A 23,620-nucleotide genomic window follows, 5' to 3' on the forward strand; every position below is an offset into this window, starting at 1 on the left:
AATGCGTAGTTGTGATTGTTTCTACTGAATTAGATCATAGAGTAGCGTCACGAGCTCAGAGAGGAGCGGCCATGCCTGAATCGTCACCGTACTCGCGCGACCGTGTCGGCGAGCGCGTCGAGCACGTCCGTCGTGGCCGCGCCACCCCCGGCAGCCACCGCGAGCAGACCGGCCCCGACCGCGCCATCCGAAACCGCCCGCAGGTCCAGGCTGTCCGTCGCATCGCCCAGACGATGCAGGAAGGCGTCGCGCACCGCCCCAGGGCGGGACAGCACTCCCCCACCGAGGACGAGCGGACCGGGCGCGGTCAGCACGGCGGACAGCGAGTCGGCGAGATGCTCGCCCGCTCGACGCAGGATGCCGGCCGCCACGGCATCCTCCGACGCATCGAACGCGAGTGGGGCGAACGACGCCAGCTCGATCGGCGGCAGACCGTACAGCACCGAGACGAGCTGCTCGAGCGCCTGCGGGCGACCTTCACCCCGGATCGCCGGGTCAGCGATTCCGAGACGATTCAGCAGCGCGTGCGTGAGGGCCGTCGCGCGGCCGGCGCCGTCCAGGTCGCGAATGGCCGCCTTCGCGACGCGCTGGCCGATCCAGAACCCGCTGCCCCGATCGCCGAGCAGCCAGCCGAGCCCGTCGGCGGTCGCCTCGATCCGTCCGCCCGCGACACGGATGGCGCAGGCGCCCGTTCCCGACACCACCGCATAACCGAAGCCCGCCGCCGTCCCGCTGAAGTACGTCGCCAGCAGGTCGGACGCGAACACGACGACGCCATCGAAGCCCTCGGCGCGCAGGAGCGTCCGCAGCAGATCGGCGCCTTCTCCGGAAGCGCGCTGACCGGCGAGCGCCGCGACGATCACGGACACCTCGCTCCATGCACGCCCCGACGATGCCATCGCGGTCCGGACGGCCGCCAGAACCGCTCCGGCGGCCGACTCGGCACCCGCCGAGATCGGGTTCCCGCGTCCGGCGACGCCGTAGCCGAGACACCGTCCGTCGAGCGTCGTGAGCACCGCCCTGGTGCCCGTGCCGCCGCCGTCCACCCCGACCGCCAGCATGTTGTGACCCATATGTTATGCGTCCTAACTTGACCTGGCTCGACAGTGAGAATAGTTTTCACCGCAACGGAAACTTCCTGCGGCGAGTTCTGGAGGCAATGGTGCCACGCAGCCCGGACGCCGGCAACGGCGCCATCATCAGTCGTATCGACGCGCGCCGCCGCGGCATGCCCGCCGCGATCTCCCGCATCGCGGATCTCGTCATCGCGCACCCGACGACGCCCGTGGAGCTCACGATCACCGAACTCGCCGAGCGCGCCGGCAGCTCGCCCGCCAGCGTCACACGGTTCTGCCGATCGCTCGGCTTCGACGGTTACACGCAGTTCCGCGTCGCGATCGCCACCGAGCTCGGCCGCGGCAGCGCCGAGCAGACCTGGCACACCGACATCGGCGCCGAGTTCGAACCGACCGACTCGCCGGAGAAGATCCTGCGCACCCTCCTGACCACCCACGTGCGCGGTCTCGAGACGACGGCGGAGGGCATCGACCTGGATGCCGTCGGCCGAGCCGCGCAGGCGATCAGCGGCAGTCGGCACGTCGACATCTACGGCCTCGGCGGCAGCGCAGGCATCGCAGACGAGCTGCAGCGCCGACTGCACCGCATCGGGATCAGCTCGCACGCCTGGGCCGACGTCCACGACGGCCTGGCCAGCGCCGTCCTGCAGGATGAGAACTCCGTCGCGATCGGTGTCTCCAGCACAGGGCAGACCAACGAGACGGTCCAGATGCTCGCCCAGGCCGGAGCGGTCGGCGCCTTCGCCGTCGCGATCACGCATGACGACGAGAGCTGGATCGCCGACGTCGCCGACGTGTCGATCACGACGGCCGCCCCGGTCGGCTACCTGCGACCGGACGACATGTCGGTCAAGCACGCGCAGCTGTTCGTGATCGACCTGCTGTACCTGTTCATCGCGCAGCAGATGTTCGACCCGGCCGCGAAGCGGCTCGCCGCCACCGCGATGGCGGTGTCGGCGCACCGTCGACCCCGGCCCCCGGTCACGCAGACGACGGAGGTGGGCGCATGACCGCCCTGCCCGCCGACCTCCTCCGCGAGGCATCGGAGCGTTTGACCCGCCTCACGACGGATGCCGAAGCCGGCGCCTTCGATGCGGCGATCGACCTACTCACCGCGTGCATCGATGCGGGCGGCGTGATCCACGCCTTCGGCACCGGCCACTCCGAGGCGTTCGCGATGGAGATCTCCGGCCGCGCCGGTGGGCTGATCCCCACCAACCGCTTCGCCCTCCGCGACCTGGTGATGCACGGCTCCCGCGACGTCGACGTCCTCAGCGCCGCGCTGGAACGCGAACCGTGGGTGGTCGACGAGCTCATGGCGACCGTGCCGGTCGGCGAGCACGACGTCTTCCTGATCGCCTCGAACTCCGGGGTGAACGGATCCATCGTCGGCGCAGCCCTGTGGGCGAAGGAGCGCGGCCACAGCGTGATCGCCGTCACCAGCCTGGAGCACACCGCACGCGTGCAGTCGAAGCATCCGTCCGGCAAGCGCCTGAGCGAGACCGCGGACGTCGTGATCGACAACCTCGCACCCTACGGCGACACGACGCTCGAGCTGCCCGGCGGCATCGGCGCCGGGGCGATCTCGTCGATCACCGCAGCGTACATCGCCCAGCTGCTCACACTCGGAGTCGCCAGGACGATCACCGACCGCGGCGAGATTCCCCCGATGTACATATCCGCCAACATCCCCGGCGGCGACGAGCACAACTCCGTGCTCGAAGACCGCTACCGCGGACGCATCCGACGCGGCGCCTGACATCCACCCGACCAGCACCACCAACGAAAGGTAAGAAGATGGAAATCACCGAATCCTCCATCAGCCGCCGCACTCTGCTGCGCGGCGCGGCAGCGACGGCGCTGCTGCTGCCGTTTGGCATGTCCCTCGCATCCTGCGCCGCACCCGGCGGCGGAGGCGGAGGCGCGGGCCCGGCCGGCGAGGTCACGGCCGACAACCCGTTCGGCGTCGCCGCGAACAGCACAGTCGACGCGGTCATCTTCGACGGCGGGTATGGCGTCGACTACGTCGAGAACGCCGGCGAGATCATGGCGGGCAACAAGGGGCTGGACGGCGTCACCGTGAAGGTCTCGGCCTCCACGAAGATCGCCCAGGAGCTCCAGCCGCGCTTCGTCGGCGGCAACCCGCCGGATCTGGTCGACAACTCCGGCGCCAACTCGATCGGCTGGAACACGATCCTCGACCAGCTCGAGGACCTCAGCGACGTTCTCGAGGCAGACAACCTCGAGGGCGAGAAGATCGCCGACACCCTGTTCGAGGGCGTCAAGGCGCCGGGCACCTTCGGTGACAAGTTCGCGGCGCTCAACTACGTGCTCACCACGTACGGGGTCTGGTACTCCGGCAGCCTGTTCGAGGAGAACGGCTGGGAGCCGCCGCAGACGTGGCAGGACCTCAAGGCCCTCGGCGAGGCGGCGAAGGCGAAGGGCAAGTACCTGTTCCTCTGGGGCAAGGAGGCAGCGACCTACTACCAGACGCTTGTGGTCGACTCCGCGGTCATCCAGTCCGGCGACGACGTTCGCCTGCCGCTGGAGAACCTGGAGGAGGGATGCTGGTCGCACCCGACTCTGCAGTCCATCCTGACGATCCTGCACGACCTGATCGCGTCCGGCTACGTCAAGCCGGGCGGTGGCGGTACGCAGTTCACCCAGGCGCAGTCGCAGTGGAGCCTCGACCAGGAGGCGCTGCTGTACCCGTCCGGGTCGTGGATCGAGAACGAGATGAAGAAGACCACGGCGGAGAACTTCCAGATGAAGGGCGTGCGCGAGATGCCGCTCGACGGCAACGCCACCACGCCTGCCGGCTTCATGCGTGCGGAAGCCGGCGAGCCGTTCATCGTCCCGTCGAAGGCGAAGAACGTCGCCGGCGGCAAGGAGCTGCTGCGCACGATGCTCTCGAAGGAGGCGGCGACCGCGTTCTCGAAGGAGAAGCTCGCCCCGACCGTGGTCAAGGACACCGTGCCGGAGGACGGCTTCGGTTCGACGGCGCTCCTGTCGCAGGTCGAGATGATCGCGGCGGCCGGTAGCGGCACCTTCACGATCAAGTCGTTCAACCTGTACGGCATGAACTCCGACCAGCTGCCCATCTGGAACTCGTTCCTGGACGGCAAGATGTCGGTCGAGGAGATCACGTCGCAGCTGCAGGCGCTGACCGACAAGATCCGCGAGGACAGCTCGATCGAGAAGATCGAGATCAAATGAGCCTCAGCGCTCCCCCGCTCGACGCGGCCCCGGACACCAGGGCCGTCGTCACCACCCGCACGGGGCGCCGCAAGGCGCCCCGTGCGGGGCTGCGCCGCAGGATGACGTTCGACTACGTCTCGTTCCTGCTGGTGTTCCTCGGACTGCCCGTGGCGATCTTCCTGATCTTCGTCATCTCGCCGTTCATCCAGGCCGTGTACTACGCGATGACGAACTGGACCGGCTTCTCGCCGAACATGGACTTCGTCGGCGTCGAGAACTTCGTGCGGCTGTTCCAGGACCCGACGTTCCTGCAGGCGATGGGCAACAACATGCTGCTCGCCGTCGTCGTCCCGCTGATCACGATCGTGATCGCACTGATCTTCGCGAGCATGATCACCATCGGCGGCCCGAGCCATGGCCAGGTGCGGGGCCTGCGCGGCTCGAGCTTCTACCGCGTGGTGTCCTTCTTCCCGTACGTCATCCCGGCGATCGTGATCGCGATCCTGTGGAACATGATCTACACGCCCAGCGGTCTGCTGAACGGCCTGCTCGGTGTGGTCGGCATCGACACCGACGGCTTCGCCTGGCTGGGTGACGAACGCACGGCGATGGCCGCGACGATCTTCGTCATCGTCTGGAGCATGGTCGGCTTCTACATGGTGCTGTTCATCGCCGCGATCAAGGGCATCCCCGGCGAGACGCTGGAGGCCGCGCGCATCGACGGCGCGGGCAGGTTCCGCACGCTCACGGCGATCCTGCTCCCCCAGATCCGCGACAACGTGCAGACGGCATACATCTACCTCGGCATCCTGGCCCTGGACGCCTTCGTCTACATGGCAGGACTCAACTCCACGGGCGGCCCGGGCAACAGCACGCTCGTGATGAGCCAGTACCTGTTCCGGACCGCATTCGAGAAGGGCCAGTTCGGTCTGGCCAGCGCCATGGGCGTCGTCCTCGCCGTGCTCACCCTGCTGTTCGCCGCGCTCGTGATCGGCATATTCCGCCTCGTCGGCGGCAGAGACGAAGGAGGACGCGCATGAGCGTCGACACACGTGCCGCTGTCACGGTCGACCCGACGTCGAAGACCCGGCCGACCACCACGAAGTCCACCGCGAGCGACAAGGCCGTCGGCGGTGCATCCCACGTCATCCTCGCGCTGTGGTCGCTCGTCGTCATCCTGCCGATGCTGTGGACCTTCATCGGATCGTTCAAGACCACGAAGGAGATCTTCGCCTCGCCGTTCGGTCTGCCTGCGAGCTGGAACTTCGACAACTACATCAACGCATGGGTGGGCGAGAACTTCGGTGGCATGTTCATCAACACCATCATCGTCGTCGGCGTCTCGCTCGTCCTGGTGATGGTGCTGGGCGCGATGTGCGCCTACGTGCTGGCACGGTTCTCCGTCCCGGGGAGCAAGGTGATCTACTACCTGATGCTCGCCGGTCTCACCTTCCCGGTGTTCCTCGCGATCGTGCCGTTGTTCTTCATCCTGCAGGGGATGGGGCTGCTGAACACGCTGCCCGGTCTGATCATCACCTACGTCGCGTTCGCGCTGCCTTTCACGGTCTTCTTCCTGTTCTCGTTCTTCAAGTCGCTGCCGTACGAGATCCAGGAAGCCGCGTACGTCGACGGGGCGAGCGAGTGGCGCACGTTCTTCCAGGTGATGCTGCCCATGGCAAGGCCCGGGATGGCCGCCGTGGCGATCATGAACTTCCTCGGGCTGTGGAACCAGTTCCTGCTGCCGATCTCGTTGAACACGGACCGGAGCAAGTACGTGCTCTCGCAGGGCATGGCGTCGTACGCCTCATCGGCCGGCTACGCGCTCGACTTCGGTGAGATGTTCGCCGCCGTGATCATCACGATCGTGCCGGTCCTGATCGTCTACATCCTGTTCCAGCGCCAGCTGCAGGGCTCGGTGTCGCAGGGCACGTCGAAGTAGTCCCGCGGAGAGGGGGCCCGGATGGCCGCGGCGATCCGGGCCCCCTCTCATGTGGTCGGCTCGAGGCGATACGTCATCCCGACGTGTCCGCTCGGATGCGAGACCACGCGGACGAGGTCGACGCGACGCCGCCCCAGCGCGGCAGGGGAGAACGAGCGTCCCGCACCGATGAGCACCGGCACGACGCGAAGGCGCAGCTCGTCGACCAGACCCGCTTCGAACAGGGCGTCGGTGAGGCTGAGACTGCCCCACACGACGATCCGGTAGTAGCGCTGCGTGAGGTCGGCGACCGCGCTCGCAGCATCGCCCGAGAGGATCTCGATCGAGCCGTCGCCCCAGGGCGCCTCGGTCAGCGTATTCGAGAGCACGAACTTCGGCAGCCGGTCGATCGGCTCTGCGACGGCTTCGACCTCGGGGTCGGCCGTCGGCCAGTACGCGGCGAACATCCGATACGTGTTCGCACCGAGCAGGATCGCGTCGACGCCCCGGAGGAACTCGAGCTGGTCGGCGTCGTTCGCGTTGCCGACGTCGGCGGCATCCATGAAGCCGATGCCGCCATCCGGCTCGGCTGCGTAGCCGTCGATGCTCACGATCTGCTCGACGGTGAGGATGCCCATCAGAGCGCCCCCGGCTCGAAGTGCTCCTGCGCCTCGATGCGCTCATCGAGAATGTCGAAAGCCGAGTCCCAGCCGTCGTAGACGTTCTCATCACCCCGTGCGCCGTCGATGCCCTGCAGATGGAACGTCATCCGGGTCTCGTCTGCGGCGTCGCCGTGCTCCACGAGGTCGACGGTGATGACCGCAGCGGCGTCGTCCGGATCCTCGGGCGAGCCCCACGTGAAGACGAGCCGCTCGGGCGGCGTGATCTCGCGGTACACCCCGGCGGTGGGATACTCCGTTCCGTCCGGCGCGATCATCGTGTAGCGGTATCGCCCACCCGGTCGAGCGTCGATCTCGATGCTCTCGCGGGGAGTGACGACGCCCCGCGGATGCCACCAGAAGACGACCTCGTCGGGATCGATCCAGGCGCGCCACACGAGTTCGCGGGGCGCGGCGAAGACGCGGGTGATGGTGAACTGCTTCCGGCTCGGCGCCGTCTGCTCAGGCATCGGTCTGTCCTTTCAGCTGCCGGAGTCGCTCGTCGAGCATGTCGAAGCGCCCGTTCCACTCGTTGCGGTTCCGCTCGACCCAGGCCGCTGCCTCGTCGAGGGGTTCCGTGCGGAGCGTGCACCGGCGCCACTGGCCGTCGACCGTGCGTTCGATGAGGCCGGCGCGTTCGAGCACCTTCAGGTGCTGCGAGATCGCGGGTCGGCTCATCGCGAACGGTGCGGCCAGCTCTCCGACGGTCGTCGAGCCGGTGCTGAGGCGCGAGATCATCGCGCGTCTGGTCGGGTCGGCGAGGGCCTGGAAAACGAGGCTGAGATCGTCGGCCGATGCAACCAAGTAAGCGATTCCTTAATTAGCGAATTGCTTAACTATGCGCGCACGAAGGGAGAACGTCAACCCCTGGCGTCGGGAATGCCGGTCGTCGCTCGATCGCGAGAGCCGGCTCGTCAGCGTCCCTCGGCCGCCTCGGTGTGGTGGCGGATGACCTCGGCGACGACGAAGTTGAACCACTTCTCGGCGAACTCGGGGTCGAGGTGGGCCTCTTCGGCGAGCGCGCGCAGTCGGGACACCTGCTGCTCCTCGCGAGAGGGGTCGGATGCCGGCATGGCGTGCTGCGCCTTGAGCAGACCGACCTGCTGGGTGGCACGGAATCGCTCCGCGAGCATGAAGATGAGTGCGGCGTCGATGTTGTCGATGCTGGCCCGCAGGCGCAGCAGTTCGTTCCGGGCGGCGTCGTCGGTCATATCCCCACGATATCGCCCTCCCCTAGAGTGAACGCATGACGACCGACAACCCCGCGGGCGCGACCGAGGACGACAGTCCCATCGCCGAGAAGCCGCACACGCGCCGCCGCGCCGAACGACCCGCGCCGGAGCCGGAGCCTGAACTCACGAGGAGGCCGTACGTCGAGCCGACGCCGTCGTCGCGCTCGTTCTGGACGCGCATCGACCGGCCGTTCGCCTTCGGCTTCCTGGTGACGCTCGGCGGTCTCGCCGCGATCGCGCTCGGACTGGCCATCACGAACCTGTCGACGGTCCTGATCTACATCGCACTGGCGCTGTTCGCCGCGCTCGGCCTCGATCCGGCGGTTCGCTTCCTCGAGCGGCATCGGATGCCGCGGGCCTGGGCGCTCGTCACCGTGCTGGTGTCGCTGCTCGTGCTGCTCGGCCTCGTCATCTGGGCCGTCGTCCCGGTGGTCGTGCAGCAGATCGCGAGCTTCATCAAAGACGTCCCCGGCATGATCGCGGACTTCGAGGCGAGCGATCTGTACGCCACTCTCGAGGCGCAGTTCGGCGACAACTTCGAAGACCTCGTCGGCCAGGTCCAGGGCTTCCTCACCGACCCCGGCAACATCGCCGCGATCGGCGGCGGCGCGCTCCAGGTCGGCGCCTCGATCGCCAGCGGCATCTCCGGCGCGATCATCGTGCTGGTGCTGATCATCTACTTCGTGGCGACGCTCTCCGGCATCAAGCAGGCCATGCTGCGTCTGATCCCCGCGCGCGACCGCGCGAACGCCGCGATCATCACCGAGCAGATCACCGATTCGGTCGGCGGCTACGTGATGGGCATGGTGACGCTGGCATTCATCAACTCGCTCGTCGTACTGCTGCTCTACTCGGTGCTCGGCCTGCCGTTCCCGCTGTTGCTGGCGGTGACCGCATTCATGATCACGCTGATCCCCCTCGTCGGATCCGTGCTGTTCTGGATGATCGGTTCGGTGATCGCGCTGTTCAGCGACCCGCTGCTCGCGCTGATCTTCGCCGCGATCTACCTCGTGTACATGCAGTTCGAGGCGTACTTCCTCACGCCGCGCGTGATGAGCAGGGCCGTCTCGGTGCCCGGTTCGCTCGTCGTCATCGGCGCCATGGTCGGCGGCACGCTGCTGGGCCTGCTGGGTGCGCTGGTCGCCGTCCCGGTCACGGCATCCATCCTCATCATCATCAAGAAGGTCTGGGTGCCGCGCCAGGACTCCCGCATCTAGCCCGGTCCTCTCCGGGGCCGGGATGCCGCCGGCCGGCGGTTCTCGGGAGCCGCCGGCCGGTGCAGCGATCCGAAGCGGATGTCCGGACCGGGACGCCCGCCCCGCCCGCATGTCCGGGTTCGTGCGGGTAAGAGCGCGCTGCTCCCACTACTTCCCGGACACACCCGGAGCGGACGTCCGGCTTCGCGCGGGTCCGAGCCGGCTCCACCCGCAACAACCCGGACACGCGGACCAGCGCAGCGACACGCGGAACAGCGCGGCCAGCGCAGCGCACGCACGCACGCACGCATGCACCTCGCCCCGAGCGCGATGATGCCCGGGAGCCGTGCGGCTCCCGGGCATCGGCTGTTCCGGGGAGGGTCAGCTCAGGCCGGCCTCCTCGAGCCACTGCGCCGCGATGTCGTCGGGCGACATCTGGTCCTCGGTGCTCTGCACGCCGAGGGCGACGAGGTCGTCAGCGCCGAGCTCCGCGCTGACGGCGTTGATGACGTCGGCGATCTCGTCTGCGACATCCGACGATGCGATCGGGACGACGTTCGACGCCAGGATCAGGTTCTCCGGATCCTCCAGCGCGACGATCTCCTCGGTCTGGAACGCGGGAGCCGCCGTGTAGATGTCGGCGACCTGGATCTCGCCCGCCAGCAGCGATTCGAGCGTCGTCTCGCCCGTGGCCGAGAACTGCAGGTCGACGCCGTAGACCTCCTTGGCACCCGCGGGTCCGTACGGCCGCTGCTCCAGCTCGGGGGCGCCACCGAGCGTCACGGGCGTCGTGACCTTCGCGAGGTCGGCGATCGTGGTGAGGCCGTTCGTCTCGGCGAACTCCTTCGTGACCGTGTAGGTGTCCTGGTCGCTGGCCTCTGCGTAGTCGAGCGCGGTCAGCTCCTCCGGCAGCGCCTCCTGCAGCGCGGCGTAGACGTCGTCCGGGCTCGTCGCGGTCGCCTCCGCGTCGTAGAACTCGAGCAGGTTGCCCGTGTACTCCGGGAAGAGGTCCACGGCGCCGGACTCGAGCTCGGGGATGTACGCGTCGCGCTGACCGATGTTGAACTTCCGCTCGACCGTGAACCCCTCGGCTTCGAGCGCCTGGGCATAGATCTCGGCGACGATCTCGTTCGAGTAGTAGGCCTGCGAGCCGACGACGATCGTGTCGCCGCCTCCGCCTGCGCCCTCCTCGGTCGGTTCTTCGAGCGGGTTGCTGTTCGAGCATCCGGCCAGGACGAGCGACGCGGCGATCGCCGTCGCGCCGACGAGCGCGATGCGGGACTTTCGTGCGGTGAACATGGTGTTCCTCTCTTGGTGGTCTGGATTCAGGCTGGTGCGGATGCCGTGGCGCGCGCCCGACGTCCGGTTCGGCTGGTCTGCTGGACGCGGATGCCGGTGGGCACCGCCGCATGCTGTGCGAGCGCCATCAGCAGATCGGCGATGAGGGCGAGGAGGGCGACGAGGATCGCACCCCCGAGCACCTGGTCGAACCGCTGCAGCGGGATGCCCTGGATGATCGGCCACCCGAGCCCGCCGAGGTTGACGTATGCGGCGATCGTGACGGTGGCGATGACCTGCAGCAGCGCGGCGCGCACGCCGGCGATGAGCAGCGGAAGGCCGAGCGGAACCTCCACCTTCCAGAACACCTGCCACGCGGTCATTCCCATGGCGCGTGCGGCGTCGATCGTCCGTCGATCGATCGCCTCGAGTCCGGTGTAGGCGCCGGCGAGCAGCGAGGGGATCGCGAGCACGACGAACGTGATGACCGCAGCCTCCGGCACGCGCAGGACCCCGAGCAGCAGGACGAGCAGGATCATCAGCCCGAACGATGGGATCGCGCGCGCCGCACCCGAGATCGCGACGGCGATCTCGCGGCCGCGGCCGGTGTGGCCGATGAGCCAGCCGGCCGGCACCGCGATCGCGGCGGCGATGAGCACCGAGACGATCGTGTAGTACAGGTGCTGGCCGAGCAGGATCGGCAGCGCGTACGGGCCCTCCAGCCGCTCAGGGGAGAACAGCCAGGCCAGCGCCTCTGCGAACAGGTTCATGCGGCGGACCTCATCGGCATCGCGACGCGGCGCGTCGTGGTGGCGCGCGTCCACGGCATCATCATCCGCCCGATCAGCACCAGGAGCAGATCGATGATCAGTGCGATCAGCACCACGGCCAGGATGCCGGCGAGCACCTCGGCGATGATGCGGCGCTGCAGCCCGTTCGTGAAGAGGTAGCCGAGGTTCTCGACGCCGATCAGGATGCCGACCGTCGCGAGCGAGATCGTGCTGACCGCGGTGACCCGGAGTCCGGCGAGGATGACGGGACCGGCGAGCGGGATGTCGACCGTCCAGAACCGCCGCATGCCTCCGAAGCCCACAGCCGTGGCCGACTGGCGTACGGCGGGGTCGACCGAGTCGAGGCCGTCCGCCACCGAGCGGACGAGGATGGCGACGGCGTAGATCGTCAGCGCGATGATCAGGTTGGGCGGGCTGGTCGCGGAATATCCGAGGGACGCCGGCAGCAGGATCAGCAGCGCCAGCGACGGGATCGTGTAGAGCAGGCCGGTGAGCACGATGACAGGCCCTCGGACGAGCCGGTACCGCCACGCCACCCACCCCAGGGGCAACGACAGCACGAGGCCGAGCACGATCGGGATGATGCTCTGGCGCAGGTGCTCGACGCTCAGCGCGAGGATGAGGTCGAGGTTGTCGAGGACCCAGGTCATAGGCCGTCCTCGATCAGCGCGCCCTGCGTGCGCCCCTCCGAGTCGACCACGACGGTGCCGTGCGCCGTCTTCTTGAGGCGCAGCGCCCGCCGTCCGCGCTCGGCACCGATGAAGGCGGCGACGAAGTCGTCCGCCGGGTTCTCGATGATCTCGCTGGGGGTCCCGACCTGGACCATCCGCGCCCCCTTGTCGAGGATGACCACCTGGTCGCCGAGCAGGAAGGCCTCGTCGATGTCGTGCGTGACGAAGACGACGGTCTTGTCGAGCTCCTGCTGGAGCCGGATCAACTCCTGCTGCAGGTCGGCCCTGACGATCGGGTCGACCGCCCCGAACGGCTCGTCCATGAGCAGGATGTTGGGATCGGCGGCCAATCCCCTGGCGACGCCGACGCGCTGCTGCTGACCGCCCGAGAGCTGGCTCGGATAGCGGTCGGCGAGCGCACGGTCCAGCCCGACGGTGTCGAGCAGAGCGAGCGCGCGCTCACGTGCCTGCTTCTTGGCGACGCCGGTCAGCCGCAGCACTGTGGAGACGTTGTCGATCACGGTGAAGTGCGGCATCAGCCCGGAGTTCTGCATGACGTAGCCGATACGACGGCGCAGAGCCACCGGGTCGCCGTCGAGAACGCTGTCGCCGTCGATCTCGACATCCCCGGAGGTGGGTTCCACCATACGGTTGATCATGCGCAGCAGCGTCGTCTTGCCGCATCCGGAAGACCCGACGAAGACCGTGGTCTTGCGGGAGGGCAGTACGAGGCTGAAGTCCTCGACGGCGAGGGTGCCGTCGGGGAAGCGCTTGGACACGGATCGGAACTCGATCATGCGGTGATGTCTCCGGTCGTTCGGGAAGTGGTTACGGTACGACCTCGACGTCCGGGGCGAACGCGACGTAGCCGGAGAAATCCCGCCCGACCCGGTCGAACGCCGACGGGTAGGGATGCGGATACGCCCAGGCGCGGTCGACGTGGACGTCGTCGCCGATGCGCACCGAGTAGTACTGGCATTCGCCCTTCCAGGGGCAGGTGTACGGCGTCGGGCTCTCGACGAGGACGTCCGGCGCGACGGATGCCGGAGGGAAATACCAGTTGCCCTCGATGCGGATCAGGTCGTCCTCGTCCGCTTCGGCGATGGTGGTTCCTGCGAGTACAGCCTTCATTTCTGTCCTCCTTGGATCAGGTTCTGAGCGTAGGGGACGCCACGGACACCGTGGGGTCCGGTTCTCGGCGCGTCATGAGCGGCTTCATCCATGGACGGTCCTTTCATGCTCCTCTGTGCCTTCGGAGCGGGTGCGGAATCGGATGGGTCGCTGCGCGCGCCTCACGCCGATCGGCGACCGTACTCCTCGAGCAGCCGGAGCCAGATCTCGCTGACGGTGGGATACGCGGGGACCGCGTGCCACAGCCGGGAGATCGGAACCTCGCCGGCGACCGCGATCGTGGCCGCATGCAGCAGCTCGGCGACATCCGGTCCCGTGAACGTGACGCCGAGGATCACGTCGCGCTCGGCATCCACCACCATCCGGGCCTGCCCTCGATAGCCGTCCTGGTACAGGCTCGCGCCGGCGACCCAGCCGAGGTCGTAGTCGACCACTTCGGTCTCGTGACCGGCCTCGCGCGCCTGTGCGGCGGTCAGGCCGACGGCTGCGACCTCCGGCTCGGAGAAGACGACCTGCGGCACCGCACGATGATCGGCCGTCGCTGCGTGGCGCTCCCAGGCGGCGTCCCGGACGTCCTCGCCCTGCGCGCGGGCGGCGATCACGTCACCGGCGGCACGCGCCTGGTACTTGCCCTGATGAGTGAGCAGCACGCGCCCGTTCACGTCGCCGACGGCGTACAGCCAATCGGAGTCGTGGACGCGCAATGTGTCGTCCACGTCGATGTACCGCCCCGGTTCGAGACCGACGTTCTCCAGGCCGATATCGCCGCTGCGCGGGCGGCGCCCGGTGGCGACGAGCACTTCGGCTGCGGTGACCTGCTCGCCGTCGCCGAGTGTGATCGTGACACCGTTCGCGTCGCGCTCGACGCGGTCGGTCGCGGTGCCGGTTCGGACATCGACGCCGAGTTCGCGCAGCCCTGCGGTGACCTGCTCACCCGCGAACGGCTCGAGGGACCCGAGGATCTCGCCGCGCGCGATCACGGTCACCCGGGAGCCGAGCGATGCGTAGGCGGTCGCCATCTCGACGGCGACGACGCCGCCGCCGATGACCGCGAGGGATGCCGGGACCTCGTGGGCGCTGGTCGCCTCGCGGCTCGTCCACGGCTGCGCCTCCGCGAGGCCTGGGATGCCGGGGATCACGGCATCCGTTCCTGTACTGATGGCGACCGCGTGCCTGGCGCGGAGGACGCGCGTGCCGCCGTCGGCATCGGTCACGGTGACTTCGCGTTCGCCGGTGATCCGGCCGTGCCCTCGGGCGAGTGCGATGCCTGCCTTGTCGAGCCAGGCGACCTGTCCCGCGTCCGACCAGTCGCTGGTGAACGAGTCCCGACGGGCGAGGACGGCCGCGGCATCCAGCGTCCCTGTGACGGCCTCGGCCGCGCCGGCGACGTGCTGCGCCGCGCGCAGCGCCTGGCCTGGGCGCAGCAGCGCCTTCGACGGCATGCAGGCCCAGTAGGAGCATTCACCGCCGACGAGTTCGCTCTCCACGATGACCGCGGTGATTCCGCTTTGCACCGCCCTGTCCGCCACGTTCTCGCCCACGGGGCCCGCCCCGACGACGATGAGGTCGTACTCGTCTGTCATCCGCTGCACCTTCCACAGTCTTGCCGATGTGCAACGTCGAGTCACGGGAATTGTTCCTGGCGTCTTCGAACCGTAAGGATCATCGCCATCCGGCTACGGGACCAGCACGACCTTGCCGCGCTGTCGTCGCTGCTCGATCGCCGCATGCGCGGCGGCGGCCTCCGCGAGGGGATGCTCATCGACCGGCGGCACGGTGCGCCCCTCGGCGGTCGCGGCGATGGCCCGTGCCTCGAGCGCCCGCAGATCGGCGATCGGCCGCCCCAGCGGCACGGTCACCGTGAGGGAACGCGCCACGATGTCGTCGGTGTCGATGCGCACGACCTCACCGCTCGACCATCCGAAGATCACCACGCGCGCCCCGCGCGCGAGGGCCTCGATCGCTGCGCGCGCTGTCGCACCGCCGACGCCGTCGAGCAGGAGCGATGGCGCCTCACCATCGAGCGCGGCTGCCATGCGCGCCGGCCACGACTCGTCCGTCGCATCCAGGGCCACCATGCGTCCTGGGTGCGATCCGTCGACGTGAGCGAGCTGCTCGATGACGGCGCGCTTGCCCTCGCCTCCGTAGAGTGCGACGGCCGTCGCGCCGCTCGACAGCGCCAGTTGCACGAGCTGGCTTCCGAGCCCTCCGGACGCTCCGGGGACGATGACCGTGTCCGCGGCCGTCAGCCCCGCGGCATCCAGCACCAGCTGCGCCGTCCGGCCCGTGCCGATGGACGCGACGGCCTGCGAGAACGTCACGCCGTCCGGGACGGCATGCAGCGCCGCGGCCGAGACCAGCGCGTACTCGGCGTAGCCCCCGCTTCGGAATCCGACGTGCGCCACGACGCTCGTGCCGAGAAGGGCTGCCTCGACCCCCGCTCCGACCGCGTCGACCGTTCCGGCGATCTCGCGACCTGGTGTCATGGGCAACTCGACCTCAGGCATCGAGGCCGGCCCCTCTCCCCGACGCAGGTCGATGTCGACCGCGTGCACACCGGCGGCCGCGACGCGCACGCGCACCTCACCGTCACCGGGCTCCGGCCGTGGGACGTGCTCGAGGACGAGCACGTCGGACGCGCCGAACTCGCGCTGCACGATCGCGCGCATGGTTTTCGCCTCCGCGCTCATGCCGCCACCTCCTCGGATGCCGCGACTCCAGCCGTGTCGGGTCTCACCCGTGGCGCGAGCACCGCGGCGGCGATCGCGAGCCCGCCGGCCAGCGCGAAGACCGCCGTGAACGGGTCGAACACGGCCGCGACGGACGTGAACAGGGTGCCCGTGATCGCGAGCGCCAGGGCGCTTCCGAACGAGTCGGCGACCGTCATGGCCGAGCTGTTGAAGCCCTGCGTCTTCGGCGTCGACATCGCCAGTGTCAGTGCGCTGGTCCGGGGGCTCATGAGCCCCATCCCGAGCCCTGCGACGACCCAGGCTGCAGCGATCACGATGGCATGCAGTCCGAGCGCCGCGGTCGCGAGCACGAGAGCGATGCCGATCAGCACGAAGATCGTGCCGGCGCGCACCGCCGTCACGCTCGACAGGCGCGCGCCCCAACGCCCCTGCACGGTGGCGGCAGCCGACCATGCCAGCGCGCCACCGGTGAGGGCGAGGCCGGCGAGGGTGGGGGTGAGCGCGTAGCGGTCGGTCAGCAGATAGGGCAGATAGACCTGCGCGCCGAAGAACGCGGCCGCGGCAATTCCTCGGACGAGGATGACCGAGGGCAGGCCGCGGCGGGCCCGCAGCGTACCTCTCGGGACGAGCGGACGAACGGCGATCAGGGCGACGACGGTGGCGGCGAGGGCCAGCGCGGGACCCGCACCGGGGATGTCGCCGAGCAGGTTCAATGCCAGCACCGCGAGGGCGGCGAGCACCGACCAGCCGAGGCGGCCGATCGCCCACGGCGTCGTCCGGTCTCCCCCGCCCGACAGGCCTCGCAGCGCTGGGACCACCATCAGCAGCGCGGCGAGCACCAGGACTACGACGCCGAGGAAGACCCACTGCCAGCCCCAAAGTTCCGCGACGAGGCCCGCGATGGTCGGGCCGACCAGCGATGGGATCACCCAGGCTGCGGCGAATCCGGCGAAGATCGCGGGGTGGAGCTCCTGCGGGTAGACACGGGCGACGACCACGTAGAGCGCGACCATCAGACCGCCGCTGCCGAGTCCCTGTGCGAACCGGCCCGCGACGAGGATCTCCATGGTCGGTGCGAGACCTGCGATGAGCAGGCCGAGGACGAAGACGGTCACGGCGGTGTACAGCGGCGCCACGGGGCCCCGGCGATCCGACCAGTTGCCGACGACGACCATGCCGATCACGCCCGTCGCGAGCGGTCCGGCGAACGCGAGGGCGTACAGCCGCTCCCCGTCGAGATCGGCGCTGACGGCGGGCATGACGGTCGTGACCGCCAGGGATTCGAACGCTCCGAGGAAGACCAGAGCGCAGGCGCCGATCGTGATCCACAGGTAGGTTCCGCTCAGGATGCCGGGCGAAGCGGCCGCAGTCGTCGGCGTCGCATCTGTTCTCGTTGTCATGATGAGGACGCTAGGACCTCAACATAACTTGAGGTCAAGCGGCGGGAACTCTGGCGAACGCGCGGACCGGAAACGTCCCGAAACTCTCGACCTTCGGCGGCACCACCGTGAGCGATGCCCCACTCGGCGGCAGCTCCCCGAGATTCGTCATGTGCTCGACGATGTGGATGCCGGATGCCAGGAACACCGAATGCGCCGGGCGTTCGCCTCCGGCATCCGCCGACATGTCGTCGATGTTCACCGAATCGATGCCGACGAGCGTCACCCCCTGATCGGCGAGGTGGCGTACGCCGTCGGCGGTCAGGAAGGGCGCGTCGGTCGCATAGCCGTCCGTTCCGAAGAGGCGGTCGCGCCCGGTGTGCAGCAGGACGGCCTTGCCCCGCACGTCGCGGTCGAAGAAGACCGACGCGGGGATGCCGCGCGTCTGCGCATCGTCGAGGTGGAACACCTCGGTCGGCAGGTCGACGAGCGTCTCGAGTGCCAGGGCCGCGAGGTCGGCACCGCCTTCGTAGCGATGGAACGCCGTGTCGAGGTACGTGCCGGTGTTGCCCGGCAGCGAGATGGTGTCCATCACGAACGTGGTGCCGGGGGCGTAGCGGCTCTCGGCATCCTTGCGCGTGACGAGCGGGCTGATCTCGGGGGCCGGGATGCCCGGTAGCGTCACAAGGCCTTGCCGGATCGTGTGGCTGAGGTCGACGAGGCGGAAGCCTGCGGGCGCGTCGGCGTCGCTCGGGGTCCGGATGCCGCGGCTGCCGCGGTGCTGCTCCTCGACGATCTGCAACCCGTCCAGCCGCACCTCCCCGACGAGCGCGAGGCCGAGGTGCTGAACGAGCAGGCGCGCGACGTCCGACTCTGTGACGTCCGGGTCCGGGAGGTCGAGCCGGAAGCCCTCGGCGGTCAGGCCGCCGCCGTTGACGAAGGAGATCCGGGCGTCGAACACCGCGCGATAGTCGCTCACGTCGACACGCTAGCAGCGCCTCGGATCAGAACCCCACGGTGGTCAGGGTCGCCCGATGGTCACTCGCCCCGACAGGCAGCGTCGTCGATGAGAGGATGCTCAGCCCACGCTCGAAGGCGTGGTCGATCCGCACGAGGGGGAAGGCCGCGGGCCACGTCATTCCGAGGCTGCCGTCGGTCGGTCGCACCTGGTCGGCGACGTCTCGAAGATCCGCCAGAGCAGGATCCGTGCTCGCTGCGTTGAAGTCGCCGACGGCGATCACCCGCTCCGCCTGGTCGGCGCGGATCTCGTCGGCGATGCCGGTGAGCATCCTGTCGCGTGCCGATTGCTCGCCCGGACGCAGCGATGCCGCGTGCACGAGATAGACGCGCACGCCGCCCTGCGGGGTCTGGACGGTCGCGCGCAGTGCCCGCTTCCATCCGAGGCCGAGCTCCAGCGGTTCGGCGTCGACGATCGGGTACGCGCTCCAGAGGGAGACGGTGCCGACATGGTACGAATGCGGATACTGGGCGTCGAGCGCGGCTGCGGCCGCGTCACGACTCGCGGCTGCCAACTCGACGAGCGCGACGACGTCCGCCCCCGTCGCGGCGAGAGCAGCCGCCGAGTCGCCCGCGGCATCCGAATCCGCTCGGACGTTCTGGCTGGCGACGCTGAGGGATGCGCCTGCGGCCGATACCGGCATGGCGGGAAGAGCCGGCGCCATCGCCACCAGCCAGAGCACGAGGGCCGCGAGCGGCACAACCAGGGCCCGACGGGCGAGCACTGCGCTCGTGATCACGACGGCCACGATCGGAATCCCCACCCAGGGCAGCGATGCGGCCACGAGCGCACCCGCCTGGCCGGGCATCCAACCCGCGGCGATCCATGCGGCCAGCAGCACGCTCGCCGCCACGAGGGCGCGGGCGCGGCGTACGGCTGCCGCGCGGGCGCGAGGAGGGCGTGGGTCATCTGATCTCGGTCGGGTCGGGCGAGGCGCTGTCGGGCGCTGTCGGGCGCTGTCGGGAAACGCTATCCGTGCTTCCTGGCGATCCGCCGCGACCGTTCGCGACTTTCGAATATTTCTTTCGAAGATCTCTTCCATTCCTGTTGCGGGCGGAGTATTCTGGGGACATGTCGACGACGACGCATCTGGATGCTCTGCACGAGGCGGTCTCCCGCCTCGATGCGGTGTGGGCGGAGGCCGCGGATGCGACGGAGTTGGATCGGGCGGGTCTGGTCGCGGCGAATGCGGCGTTGGGCGCCCTGCATCGGCTGGTGGATGCGCTCGAGGCCGAAGTCGCCGCCGGAATCGCTCGGGAGTCGCGTGCCGATCTCGGGGCCGCTTCGCTCGCGAAGGAGCAGGGGTTCCGCACGGCGGCCCAGTTCGTCGCGACGGTGACCGGAAGGTCTTCCGGCGAGGCGTCGCGGCTGGTGAAGGTCGGTGAAGCGCCCGCCCCCCGCACGGACCTGCTCGGGGCACGGTTGCCGGCGAAGTACGCGGCCGTGCAGGGGGCTCTGGCGGCCGGTGCGATCGGTGCCCCGGCAGCGGGGTTGATCATCGGGTTGTTGGACCGGGTGCGGCTGAAGATCGACACCGACCGACTCGTCGAGGTGGAGGCCCTGCTGGCCGAGAAAGCGGCCGGGCTGTCGTTGGACGAAGTCCGAAAGCTCCTCACCCACGCGGAAGCACACCTCGACCCCGACGGGGTCCTGCCCCGCGAAGAAGCCGCACGCGCGCAGAACCGCATGGTCATCTACGAACGCGACGGGCGCCTGCACCTCGACGCCGACATCGACGTCGCCACCGCCGCCCCCATCAAGACCGCACTCGAGGGATACGTCACCGCCGTGTTCCACGCACGCGCCAAGGCACTGGACCCCGACGCCCCCGACGCCGACCGGCGCACCGTCGCGCAGATCCAGGCCGACGGGCTCGCCGACCTCTGCGCCCACGCCCTCGGCTGCGACAACGACGCGCCCCTGCTGGCCGGGGCGACCGTGATCGTCCGGGTCGGACTGCACGACCTCACCACCGGCACCGGATACGCCACCATCGACGGCATCGACCAGCCCGTCAGCATCGGAGCGGCCCGCCGCATGGCCGCGGGCGGCGGCATCATCCCCGCCGTTCTCGGCACCGACAGCGAGATCCTCGACTGGGGACGCGAGAAACGCCTCTTCACCCGAGCGCAAAGACTCGCCCTCGCCGAACGCGACGGCGGATGCGCAGGATGCACCCTGCCCCCATCCATGACGCGCGCCCACCACATCGACTGGTGGCAACGCGACAACGGACGCACCGACATCGACCGTGGCGTCCTGCTGTGCGAGAGCTGCCACCACCGCATCCACGACAACGGCTGGGACATCCGCATCGACGGTACCGGTCTGGCCGCCCGCGTCTGGTTCATCCCACCCCCACACATCGACCCCACCCGCACCCCACGCCTCGGGGGCACCGCCCGCTACAACCTCGCCGCCTGACAAACCCGCCAGCGCAACCCAGGCGATGACCGACGGCGCCCACACGACGCCCGCGGCCCACTGATGCCGGCGGCCCGCTGACCCACCGACTCACCGACCCGGTGACCCGGTGACCCGGTGACCCGGTGCGATCATGCGAGCGTTCGGACTACGATGCGTCACCAGGCGTCCCACCGGACGGCGAAGCTGATCAGCGACTCCGCACGGAGAGCACCTCAGCCAGTGAGCCCTCCGCAGCCCACAAGCCGACATGTCGCACTGCTCCGATCCGACGCGCACACGCCCCGTGCGCCCGGTCAACGCACCGGACTGGTCACCGAGCCGATGCCCGACGCCCCCGCACACTGCGCGACCGGACCACAGCACCAGCCGGGCGGCCAGGCGATGCCGGACGTCGCCACCATGCGCCCAGGCCGTTTCGGAAGCTCGCCCCTCAGCGTCCCCCAGGGCGAATCGTGCCGGCGCCCTCCCGAGAAGACGCGCTCAGCGCACCGGCAGGAAGTGAGTCGGGGTCGGAGCCTGCGTCGTGTGCCGGATACCGACCGGCACGCCGGTGCGCTCGTCGAGGTCGAGCAGCGCGACCGTGTCGGAGCGCTGACCGGCGACGAGCAGCTTGCCTTCGAACACGAGATGGTGACGCGGCCAGTCCACGCCGGAATCGGCCAGCGCGATCGATTCCAGCCGATCGCCCGAGCCGTGCACCCGCAGAGCCGCAATCGTATTGCTGCCGCGCAACGCCGTGTACAACACGTGACCGTCGTGACTGCGCGCGAGCTCGGCAGGGAAGTCGACGCCGACCTCGGCGATCGGGCTCGCAAGGGTCGCGGATACGACGGCCCAGGTGCCGTCCGGGCCCGCCGCGAGCGTGAAGACCTCGCACGAATACTCGGTCACCACATGAAGGTGACCGCTCGGGTGCACGACCATGTGGCGCGGACCGGTTCCACGAGGCAGCACGACCTCGTGATCGAGGGCGAGCCCGGTCGCCGTCGGACGCCAGAACCGCACGAGATCGAACCCGAGATCCGTCGTCACGATACGCCCGTCCGGTAGGAACGCCGCCGCGTGCGCATGCGAGACCCTCGGCTCGGTGCCGACCGGGGTGTCGTACGGGTCGGATGCCGCCGCGCCCACGCCCGCCCGGGGGGCGGCTCCGGAATCCGGATCCTCGCCGAACAGCGCGGCGCGCAGCGCCGCCGCCTTGTCCACGGCATCCGGAACCGGGCGGCCGTCGGCATCGAGACCGATGCGCACGACCTTGCCGTCGCCGTAGCAGGACGCGACGAGGTACTGCCCGCTCGGCGCGACGGCCAGATGGCACACCGACTCGCCCACGGGCACGCGCTCACCGAGGGGTGCGAGCTTCGACTCGCCCGTGCGGACGAACGCCTGCACCGCGGCATCCCCTTCCAGCGCCGCGTAGACGACGTCGAGCCGAGAATGCCGAGCCAGCCACGACGGCGACGGCGCCTCGGCGACCGCGCCGCGGTAGGCGAGCGCGGTGGCCGACTGCGCGTCTCCGGCAAGCAGACCGATGCCGTCGGCCGAACCGTCCATGCCGGCGCCGTAGCCGCCGAGCCAGAACCGGGTCATCAGTCGAGCAGGTCGTGGCGCACGATGACCTGGTCGCGCTCCGGGCCGACGCCGATCACCGAGATGCGGGTTCTGCTCATCTTCTCGAGCGCGAGCACGTAGTCCTGCGCGTTCTGCGGCAGATCCTCGAAGCTGCGCGCCTTCGAGATGTCCTCGCTCCAACCGGGGAAGTACTCCAGGATCGGCTTCGCGTGGTGGAAGTCGGTCTGATTCACCGGCACGTCGTCGAAGCGCACGCCGTCGACGTCGTACGCGACGCACACCGGGATCCGCTCGAGCCCGGTGAGGATGTCGAGCTTGGTGAGGACGAGGTCCGTGATGCCGTTGATGCGCGTCGCATAGCGGGTGATCGGAGCGTCGTACCAGCCCACCCGGCGCGGACGACCCGTGGTCGTACCGAACTCGAAGCCCTGCTTGCGCAGCCACTCGCCCTGCTCGTCGAACAGCTCGGTCGGGAACGGACCCGAGCCGACGCGCGTCGTGTACGCCTTGACGATGCCGACGATGCGATCGAGCGCACCGGGGCCGACACCGGACCCGGTCGATGCCCCACCGGCCGTCGCAGACGACGACGTGACGAACGGGTAGGTGCCGTGGTCGACATCGAGCATGGTGGCCTGACCGCCCTCGAACACGACGACCTCGCCGCGGCCGAGCGCCTCGTCGATGAGGTGACCGGTGTCGGCGACCATCGGGCGCAGCCGCTCGGCGTAGGAGAGCAGGTCATCGACGATCTCATCGGCGGTGATCGCGCGACGGTTGAAGATCTTCACCAGCAGGTGGTTCTTCTGATCGAGCGCCCCCTCGACCTTCTGCCGCAGGATGTTCTCGTCGAACAGGTCCTGCACCCGGATGCCGACGCGGTTGATCTTGTCGGCGTACGCCGGACCGATCCCGCGGCCCGTGGTGCCGATCTGACGCTTGCCGAGGAAGCGCTCCGTGACCTTGTCGAGCGTGCGGTGGTACTGCGTGATGATGTGCGCGTTCGCGCTGACGCGCAGACGCGACACGTCGATGCCGCGCGCCGACAGCGCCTCGAGCTCGCTGAAGAGCACCTCGAGATCGATCACGACGCCGTTGCCGATCACCGGGTTCACTCCGGGCGAGAGGATGCCGGAGGGCAGCAGGTGCAGCGCGTACTTCTCGTCGCCGACGACGACCGTGTGCCCGGCGTTGTTGCCGCCGTTGAACTTCACGACCCAGTCGGTGCGCTCACCGAGCAGATCGGTGGCCTTCCCCTTGCCCTCATCGCCCCACTGGACGCCGACGATAACGATTCCTGGCATGGGTGAACCCCCTTGCTTTCGCCGGGTTTGCACCGGCCGATGAGCTGGCCCGCTTCGGGCGGCTCCATCCTATCGAAGGG

Annotated in this window: 24 protein-coding genes; 7 read left to right on the forward strand and 17 right to left on the reverse strand. The window is 69.1% G+C overall.

Going from position 1 to position 23,620, the window contains the following annotated elements; genetic code table 11:
• Positions 1-83 precede the first annotated feature (83 nt).
• A complete protein-coding gene (locus tag OED01_RS15335) occupies positions 84-1,073 on the reverse strand; it encodes an N-acetylglucosamine kinase (protein ID WP_264156149.1) in 990 nt (329 codons plus the stop codon).
• A gap of 89 nt (positions 1,074-1,162) precedes the next feature.
• Here OED01_RS15335 and OED01_RS15340 point away from each other — a divergent pair, with 89 nt between their 5' ends.
• The 5 genes from OED01_RS15340 to OED01_RS15360 are packed head-to-tail and all read left to right on the forward strand — an operon-like array spanning position 1,163 to position 6,213.
• On the forward strand, positions 1,163-2,086 hold the full coding sequence (locus OED01_RS15340) for a MurR/RpiR family transcriptional regulator (protein WP_264156150.1): 924 nt from the start codon (positions 1,163-1,165) through the stop codon (positions 2,084-2,086).
• On the forward strand, positions 2,083-2,835 hold the full coding sequence (locus OED01_RS15345) for an SIS domain-containing protein (protein WP_264156151.1): 753 nt from the start codon (positions 2,083-2,085) through the stop codon (positions 2,833-2,835). Before OED01_RS15340 ends, OED01_RS15345 begins: the two co-directional genes overlap by 4 nt.
• 38 nt (positions 2,836-2,873) lie before the next feature.
• Positions 2,874-4,292, forward strand: coding sequence for an N-acetylglucosamine/diacetylchitobiose ABC transporter substrate-binding protein (ngcE, locus tag OED01_RS15350; RefSeq protein WP_264156152.1), 1,419 nt, complete (start codon positions 2,874-2,876; stop codon positions 4,290-4,292).
• The gene (locus OED01_RS15355) at positions 4,289-5,314 is read left to right on the forward strand and encodes a carbohydrate ABC transporter permease (RefSeq protein ID WP_318841113.1); all 1,026 of its coding nucleotides are present in this window, start codon (positions 4,289-4,291) and stop codon (positions 5,312-5,314) included. The genes ngcE and OED01_RS15355 overlap by 4 nt, the downstream gene beginning before the upstream one ends.
• Entirely contained in the window at positions 5,311-6,213 is a 903-nt protein-coding gene (locus OED01_RS15360; RefSeq protein WP_264156153.1) for a carbohydrate ABC transporter permease, read from the forward strand. Before OED01_RS15355 ends, OED01_RS15360 begins: the two co-directional genes overlap by 4 nt.
• A gap of 47 nt (positions 6,214-6,260) precedes the next feature.
• On the opposite strand, the gene OED01_RS15365 is transcribed toward OED01_RS15360, so the two are convergent.
• The 4 genes from OED01_RS15365 to OED01_RS15380 form a co-directional block, all read right to left on the reverse strand.
• Entirely contained in the window at positions 6,261-6,830 is a 570-nt protein-coding gene (locus OED01_RS15365) for a dihydrofolate reductase family protein (RefSeq protein ID WP_264156154.1), read from the reverse strand.
• Positions 6,830-7,321 carry an SRPBCC family protein gene (locus tag OED01_RS15370; RefSeq protein WP_264156155.1) on the reverse strand — a complete coding sequence of 164 codons (492 nt, stop codon included), beginning with the start codon at positions 7,319-7,321 and terminating at the stop codon, positions 6,830-6,832. Before OED01_RS15370 ends, OED01_RS15365 begins: the two co-directional genes overlap by 1 nt.
• On the reverse strand, positions 7,314-7,655 hold the full coding sequence (locus OED01_RS15375; RefSeq protein ID WP_264156156.1) for an ArsR/SmtB family transcription factor: 342 nt from the start codon (positions 7,653-7,655) through the stop codon (positions 7,314-7,316). Before OED01_RS15375 ends, OED01_RS15370 begins: the two co-directional genes overlap by 8 nt.
• Positions 7,656-7,765: 110 nt before the next feature.
• Complete coding sequence (locus tag OED01_RS15380; protein WP_264156157.1) at positions 7,766-8,062, reverse strand: chorismate mutase; 297 nt, start codon at positions 8,060-8,062, stop codon at positions 7,766-7,768.
• 35 nt (positions 8,063-8,097) lie between these two features.
• Between OED01_RS15380 and OED01_RS15385 the strand changes: the two genes are divergently transcribed.
• The gene (locus OED01_RS15385; protein ID WP_264156158.1) at positions 8,098-9,300 is read left to right on the forward strand and encodes an AI-2E family transporter; all 1,203 of its coding nucleotides are present in this window, start codon (positions 8,098-8,100) and stop codon (positions 9,298-9,300) included.
• 360 nt (positions 9,301-9,660) lie between these two features.
• On the opposite strand, the gene OED01_RS15390 is transcribed toward OED01_RS15385, so the two are convergent.
• The 10 genes from OED01_RS15390 to OED01_RS15435 all read right to left on the reverse strand — a co-directional run bounded on the left by OED01_RS15390 (position 9,661) and on the right by OED01_RS15435 (position 19,078).
• Complete coding sequence (locus tag OED01_RS15390; RefSeq protein WP_264156159.1) at positions 9,661-10,578, reverse strand: ABC transporter substrate-binding protein; 918 nt, start codon at positions 10,576-10,578, stop codon at positions 9,661-9,663.
• A 26-nt stretch (positions 10,579-10,604) separates the two neighbouring features.
• Positions 10,605-11,327: an ABC transporter permease gene (locus tag OED01_RS15395; protein ID WP_264157987.1), complete on the reverse strand. Its 723-nt coding sequence runs from the start codon at positions 11,325-11,327 to the stop codon at positions 10,605-10,607.
• Positions 11,324-11,998 carry an ABC transporter permease gene (locus tag OED01_RS15400; RefSeq protein WP_264156160.1) on the reverse strand — a complete coding sequence of 225 codons (675 nt, stop codon included), beginning with the start codon at positions 11,996-11,998 and terminating at the stop codon, positions 11,324-11,326. The genes OED01_RS15395 and OED01_RS15400 overlap by 4 nt, the downstream gene beginning before the upstream one ends.
• On the reverse strand, positions 11,995-12,816 hold the full coding sequence (locus OED01_RS15405; protein ID WP_264156161.1) for an ABC transporter ATP-binding protein: 822 nt from the start codon (positions 12,814-12,816) through the stop codon (positions 11,995-11,997). Before OED01_RS15405 ends, OED01_RS15400 begins: the two co-directional genes overlap by 4 nt.
• Before the next feature lie 31 nt (positions 12,817-12,847).
• A complete protein-coding gene (locus OED01_RS15410) occupies positions 12,848-13,150 on the reverse strand; it encodes a DUF427 domain-containing protein (RefSeq protein WP_264156162.1) in 303 nt (100 codons plus the stop codon).
• 161 nt (positions 13,151-13,311) lie between these two features.
• Positions 13,312-14,733, reverse strand: coding sequence for a dihydrolipoyl dehydrogenase family protein (locus OED01_RS15415; RefSeq protein WP_264156163.1), 1,422 nt, complete (start codon positions 14,731-14,733; stop codon positions 13,312-13,314).
• 93 nt (positions 14,734-14,826) lie between these two features.
• Positions 14,827-15,819 (reverse strand): alcohol dehydrogenase catalytic domain-containing protein, encoded by a 993-nt coding sequence (locus tag OED01_RS15420; RefSeq protein ID WP_264156164.1) that lies wholly within the window; start codon positions 15,817-15,819, stop codon positions 14,827-14,829.
• Between the two features lie 17 nt (positions 15,820-15,836).
• On the reverse strand, positions 15,837-17,240 hold the full coding sequence (locus OED01_RS15425; RefSeq protein WP_264156165.1) for an MFS transporter: 1,404 nt from the start codon (positions 17,238-17,240) through the stop codon (positions 15,837-15,839).
• A 34-nt stretch (positions 17,241-17,274) separates the two neighbouring features.
• A complete protein-coding gene (locus tag OED01_RS15430) occupies positions 17,275-18,198 on the reverse strand; it encodes a cyclase family protein (RefSeq protein WP_264156166.1) in 924 nt (307 codons plus the stop codon).
• 25 nt (positions 18,199-18,223) lie between these two features.
• Complete coding sequence (locus OED01_RS15435; protein ID WP_264156167.1) at positions 18,224-19,078, reverse strand: endonuclease/exonuclease/phosphatase family protein; 855 nt, start codon at positions 19,076-19,078, stop codon at positions 18,224-18,226.
• A 230-nt stretch (positions 19,079-19,308) separates the two neighbouring features.
• Between OED01_RS15435 and OED01_RS15440 the strand changes: the two genes are divergently transcribed.
• Positions 19,309-20,661 (forward strand): HNH endonuclease, encoded by a 1,353-nt coding sequence (locus OED01_RS15440; protein WP_264156168.1) that lies wholly within the window; start codon positions 19,309-19,311, stop codon positions 20,659-20,661.
• A gap of 483 nt (positions 20,662-21,144) precedes the next feature.
• Here the strand turns inward: OED01_RS15440 and OED01_RS15445 are convergent, their stop codons facing one another.
• Together OED01_RS15445 and OED01_RS15450 are read right to left on the reverse strand one after the other, a co-directional pair.
• On the reverse strand, positions 21,145-22,254 hold the full coding sequence (locus tag OED01_RS15445; protein WP_264156169.1) for a lactonase family protein: 1,110 nt from the start codon (positions 22,252-22,254) through the stop codon (positions 21,145-21,147).
• A complete protein-coding gene (locus tag OED01_RS15450; RefSeq protein WP_264156170.1) occupies positions 22,254-23,540 on the reverse strand; it encodes an adenylosuccinate synthase in 1,287 nt (428 codons plus the stop codon). The genes OED01_RS15445 and OED01_RS15450 overlap by 1 nt, the downstream gene beginning before the upstream one ends.
• Positions 23,541-23,620 lie beyond the last annotated feature (80 nt).

It is taken from the genome of Microbacterium sp. M28, assembly GCF_025836995.1.
GTDB lineage: Bacteria > Actinomycetota > Actinomycetes > Actinomycetales > Microbacteriaceae > Microbacterium.

Bases quoted from the DNA above. Each gene is read 5' to 3' on its own strand.
- OED01_RS15335 (WP_264156149.1), bottom strand. From the start codon at position 1,073: ATGGGTCACAACATGCTGGCGGTCGGGGTGGACGGCGGCGGCACGGGC.
- OED01_RS15345 (WP_264156151.1), top strand. From the start codon at position 2,083: ATGACCGCCCTGCCCGCCGACCTCCTCCGCGAGGCATCGGAGCGTTTG.
- ngcE (WP_264156152.1), top strand. From the start codon at position 2,874: ATGGAAATCACCGAATCCTCCATCAGCCGCCGCACTCTGCTGCGCGGC.
- OED01_RS15355 (WP_318841113.1), top strand. From the start codon at position 4,289: ATGAGCCTCAGCGCTCCCCCGCTCGACGCGGCCCCGGACACCAGGGCC.
- OED01_RS15360 (WP_264156153.1), top strand. From the start codon at position 5,311: ATGAGCGTCGACACACGTGCCGCTGTCACGGTCGACCCGACGTCGAAG.
- OED01_RS15365 (WP_264156154.1), bottom strand. From the start codon at position 6,830: ATGGGCATCCTCACCGTCGAGCAGATCGTGAGCATCGACGGCTACGCA.
- OED01_RS15370 (WP_264156155.1), bottom strand. From the start codon at position 7,321: ATGCCTGAGCAGACGGCGCCGAGCCGGAAGCAGTTCACCATCACCCGC.
- OED01_RS15380 (WP_264156157.1), bottom strand. From the start codon at position 8,062: ATGACCGACGACGCCGCCCGGAACGAACTGCTGCGCCTGCGGGCCAGC.
- OED01_RS15385 (WP_264156158.1), top strand. From the start codon at position 8,098: ATGACGACCGACAACCCCGCGGGCGCGACCGAGGACGACAGTCCCATC.
- OED01_RS15390 (WP_264156159.1), bottom strand. From the start codon at position 10,578: ATGTTCACCGCACGAAAGTCCCGCATCGCGCTCGTCGGCGCGACGGCG.
- OED01_RS15395 (WP_264157987.1), bottom strand. From the start codon at position 11,327: ATGAACCTGTTCGCAGAGGCGCTGGCCTGGCTGTTCTCCCCTGAGCGG.
- OED01_RS15400 (WP_264156160.1), bottom strand. From the start codon at position 11,998: ATGACCTGGGTCCTCGACAACCTCGACCTCATCCTCGCGCTGAGCGTC.
- OED01_RS15405 (WP_264156161.1), bottom strand. From the start codon at position 12,816: ATGATCGAGTTCCGATCCGTGTCCAAGCGCTTCCCCGACGGCACCCTC.
- OED01_RS15410 (WP_264156162.1), bottom strand. From the start codon at position 13,150: ATGAAGGCTGTACTCGCAGGAACCACCATCGCCGAAGCGGACGAGGAC.
- OED01_RS15415 (WP_264156163.1), bottom strand. From the start codon at position 14,733: ATGACAGACGAGTACGACCTCATCGTCGTCGGGGCGGGCCCCGTGGGC.
- OED01_RS15420 (WP_264156164.1), bottom strand. From the start codon at position 15,819: ATGCGCGCGATCGTGCAGCGCGAGTTCGGCGCGTCCGACGTGCTCGTC.
- OED01_RS15425 (WP_264156165.1), bottom strand. From the start codon at position 17,240: ATGACAACGAGAACAGATGCGACGCCGACGACTGCGGCCGCTTCGCCC.
- OED01_RS15440 (WP_264156168.1), top strand. From the start codon at position 19,309: ATGTCGACGACGACGCATCTGGATGCTCTGCACGAGGCGGTCTCCCGC.
- OED01_RS15445 (WP_264156169.1), bottom strand. From the start codon at position 22,254: ATGACCCGGTTCTGGCTCGGCGGCTACGGCGCCGGCATGGACGGTTCG.
- OED01_RS15450 (WP_264156170.1), bottom strand. From the start codon at position 23,540: ATGCCAGGAATCGTTATCGTCGGCGTCCAGTGGGGCGATGAGGGCAAG.